General features: G+C 33.3%; 6 protein-coding genes. 4 read left to right on the forward strand and 2 right to left on the reverse strand.

Annotation, left to right across the window (positions count from 1 at the left end; all coding sequences use genetic code 11):
- The first annotated feature begins 69 nt into the window (after positions 1-69).
- The 4 genes from RHOW815_RS09175 (at position 70) to RHOW815_RS07545 (ending at position 2,020) form a co-directional block, all read left to right on the forward strand.
- Positions 70-246, forward strand: coding sequence for an IS630 transposase-related protein (locus tag RHOW815_RS09175; RefSeq protein WP_350339714.1), 177 nt, complete (start codon positions 70-72; stop codon positions 244-246).
- A gap of 413 nt (positions 247-659) precedes the next feature.
- Entirely contained in the window at positions 660-1,088 is a 429-nt protein-coding gene (locus RHOW815_RS07535; protein WP_215217701.1) for a hypothetical protein, read from the forward strand.
- A gap of 43 nt (positions 1,089-1,131) precedes the next feature.
- On the forward strand, positions 1,132-1,281 hold the full coding sequence (locus RHOW815_RS07540) for a hypothetical protein (RefSeq protein WP_215217702.1): 150 nt from the start codon (positions 1,132-1,134) through the stop codon (positions 1,279-1,281).
- Positions 1,282-1,465: 184 nt separating this feature from the next.
- The gene (locus tag RHOW815_RS07545) at positions 1,466-2,020 is read left to right on the forward strand and encodes a hypothetical protein (RefSeq protein ID WP_215217703.1); all 555 of its coding nucleotides are present in this window, start codon (positions 1,466-1,468) and stop codon (positions 2,018-2,020) included.
- A gap of 45 nt (positions 2,021-2,065) precedes the next feature.
- On the opposite strand, the gene RHOW815_RS07550 is transcribed toward RHOW815_RS07545, so the two are convergent.
- Positions 2,066-2,386 (reverse strand): hypothetical protein, encoded by a 321-nt coding sequence (locus tag RHOW815_RS07550; protein ID WP_215217704.1) that lies wholly within the window; start codon positions 2,384-2,386, stop codon positions 2,066-2,068.
- Between the two features lie 431 nt (positions 2,387-2,817).
- On the reverse strand, positions 2,818-2,907 hold the full coding sequence (locus tag RHOW815_RS09180; protein ID WP_215217705.1) for a DUF4277 domain-containing protein: 90 nt from the start codon (positions 2,905-2,907) through the stop codon (positions 2,818-2,820).
- Positions 2,908-2,988 lie beyond the last annotated feature (81 nt).

Below are 2,988 nucleotides of genomic sequence, written 5' to 3' on the forward strand. Positions count from 1 at the left end.
TGTGTTTGATTGTTAAAAATCACAATAGAGATTCTTTCATCGCCTGCCTATTCTTTTTTTAATTCTTCTGTGCACTTCAAACTTGAAAAGACTATAAGAAAAAAGCATTTTGGTTTGACTTTGCAATCGATCTTTTATGCTTTGCAAAAACTCAAGATCACAAGAAAAAAAAGACTATGTTTGATAAGGAAAGGAACGCAGAAGCAAAAGCGGAATAAACCAATATATTTATTACCAGCTCATTGATTTGTCCTTTTACGAAAGCTTCAAATGCAGGGTTTTCTGGCACTATAGTGCTTTTGTTGCTTGCTGCTTCTCTTCTTATTGGAAATGGCATAACAAATCCTAATTATTAGATTAATGTGTTTAAAAGATGCTGCAGTCTACATTCCTAGACCTTGCAATGCTTAAGATTTAAAAAATCTTTAAGTACGCATATAATCTCAGAGTTTATCCAAAATAGAGCCTGTCATCTGCAATTATAACTGTCCGTTAGCGAGCATTACATGTTTAGGACTACCCTCTTTTACCCTATAAAATAATTTAAATTCAATAGAACATCAATTAATGTATTATTTAAACACAATTATGTTAAAATAAATAATATAAAAATACCTCATTTAATAAGTAATAGTAATACTTAAAAATAAAGGTTAATTATGCAAGAGTTTGAAAAGGCCTCTTTAAATGACATCCTTCATGAAGAAATATCCGAACACATTATACTAGAAACGATAAATAATCCTCAGCACGGATGTTCTCCTGAGCTATTACAGCAAATACTTCCCTCCATGTACCTTATGGATACACACATAAAATTTATGGTGCTTAAGTTTAAGGAAAATAACCTACTTGATGAAGAGTTGACGGATCTATTGTGTTCTGGGATTGACCAATTTATTACAGCTCAACAACAAAATAGTATTACTCAAAAAAATAGAGAAAACCTAGAAAAAACTCTAAACTTAACACAAGAAAAAATAAAAAGCCTCCTGTTCATTAAGCAACTTGAACCAGAAATAGCCAAGATTTTTCTCTATATACTCTTACTCAAGAAGGCTTATTTAAAAACGATAAGCACTAATTAGTACTCTGCAAGAATAGTAAAATAATTTATAACAAGGAGTCATTATGACTATAAATCCTATTGAAAACCATTCACCTGAAGGCCACGCTAGAATTAATTTAGATGAATTATTTAATAGTTCTTCGATGAATGTACAAGCTGCACTTGCATATGCACAGTTGCAAATGATTACCAGTCTTACTAAAAGTATGTGAGATTCTTGGTTCAGCAAGAAACTTATCCAACCTTGCAGCAATAAAAGCAGGATTTGCTAGTGCAGATGAAACTGCAACGGCAGGCTCAATAGTAGGAGCTGGAGGTTTAGTATTAGGAGCTACTGGTGTAGCACAAGGTGTTGGTAAATTTCAAGAGGCTAAAGGAATAGCCGAAGCCACTGAAATGCGAAATGATAGTCTAAAGATATTAGATGAGGAGTTTAAGGCCAAAGATCTCAATAATGCTAAAGATCTTAATAAAGATATTACCGTGGAAGTAGAGGCTGTAGACGAGCCATGTACATCTAGTGTAAATGATGATATTGTCTCAGAAATTGAAGAAGATGCCTTATCTAATAGACAAGCTAAAGTCAAAGAGCAAACAGAAGAACAGATTAAAGAACCTAATGATTTAGAACGGGCCAAGATTGATAAGCAAACAGAAAAAAAGAATAAGAGAATTAAATTAGTGAATAAAGAATATGAAATTCTTGCAGATTCTCATAAGGCTAAGTCAGGTAAATTTCAGTCTGTTGGCACACCAGGTCAAGCCGCTTATTATGTAGCCCAAGGATTATCGGAACATCAAAAAGCCAAATCACAAAAAGAAAGTCTAGTTCAACAAGTACAACAAGATAATCAAAATCAACAGGGAAATACAGCTGATGGAGTCAAGAAAGAAATTGATAAAATATCAGACTTTGACCCGTTTAAAAGAAATTCTTCTAGTCTAAGATAATTAAGAAAAAAGACTCTGCCATTTTGATGGCAGAGTCTTTTTCATCTATGAAATAGTACAGCTTGAGTCTTCTTGAAGCTTCCTGTGTGCTTCATCCCAACGAGCTCGATTTTCTCTGTCAAATTTTGCAAGCCTTCTATCTAAATCGTTTTCCCATTTTATAAATTCTTCAGAGCGAGGTTTTTCTTTACATTTGCATTTGCATTCAGACTCAGATTTAGAAGAAGTACTAAGAGCTTTTTCGTATTCTTTGTTCACTCTTGTCCGTCTTTCTGCGTCTGCTTTTTCTCTTTGCTCTTGGATAAATCTCCTACTTGTATTGTATGTAGACATTGCGTCTGCTAAGCTTTGTATAGGACCGCTCATAATATCACCTTAGAAAATATACGTTCATTCATTAATATTACTTTAGGATTTTAATCCCAGGTTTCTAACAGAATGCTAGACGATAGATTTTCTCTTTCATTATCTTAAATATTTAAAGAACATTATAAAGAGGGTTGAGTTTGCATATCACAGATTATGGCTAACAAAAACCTCAAATCACGCTACTTTTCGTACTTAAGAGAACGTAGCATCAATAATTTGAAAGAATAAGTCAACTAGTATTTTAAAGTAATTTTTCTCTGTGCAGGACAATTTTTTAGGAGCAGATAAAAAGAATAGCCCGCAAATATGACCAGAGATCTGGCATAATACTTCCAGAAAGCAATCTAAGGGGTATTATGCAACATATTTGCGAACTGAAAAATATTTCAGCAGAACGTTTTGGTTGGAGCAAGTCTAGACTAACCGTATTAGTCAATTGGCTTGGATGCAAAAAATTGATGAGCTAAATACAATGTTCTATTCGTAAAGCCCAGACCATTTATGAAGAGTCTTTTCAAGTTTGAAGTGCACAGAAGAATTAAAAAAAGAATAGGCAGGCGATGAAAGAATCTCTATTGTGATTTTTAACAATCAAACAC

The sequence above is a fragment of the Candidatus Rhabdochlamydia sp. W815 genome (assembly GCF_018642185.1).
GTDB lineage: Bacteria > Chlamydiota > Chlamydiia > Chlamydiales > Rhabdochlamydiaceae > Rhabdochlamydia > Rhabdochlamydia oedothoracis.

What these genes read in the sequence shown, in the direction of transcription:
- RHOW815_RS07535 (WP_215217701.1), top strand. Translation starts at nt 660, where the DNA reads ATGCAAGAGTTTGAAAAGGCCTCTTTAAATGACATCCTTCATGAAGAA.
- RHOW815_RS07540 (WP_215217702.1), top strand. Translation starts at nt 1,132, where the DNA reads ATGACTATAAATCCTATTGAAAACCATTCACCTGAAGGCCACGCTAGA.
- RHOW815_RS07550 (WP_215217704.1), bottom strand. Translation starts at nt 2,386, where the DNA reads ATGAGCGGTCCTATACAAAGCTTAGCAGACGCAATGTCTACATACAAT.
- RHOW815_RS07545 (WP_215217703.1), top strand. Translation starts at nt 1,466, where the DNA reads ATGCGAAATGATAGTCTAAAGATATTAGATGAGGAGTTTAAGGCCAAA.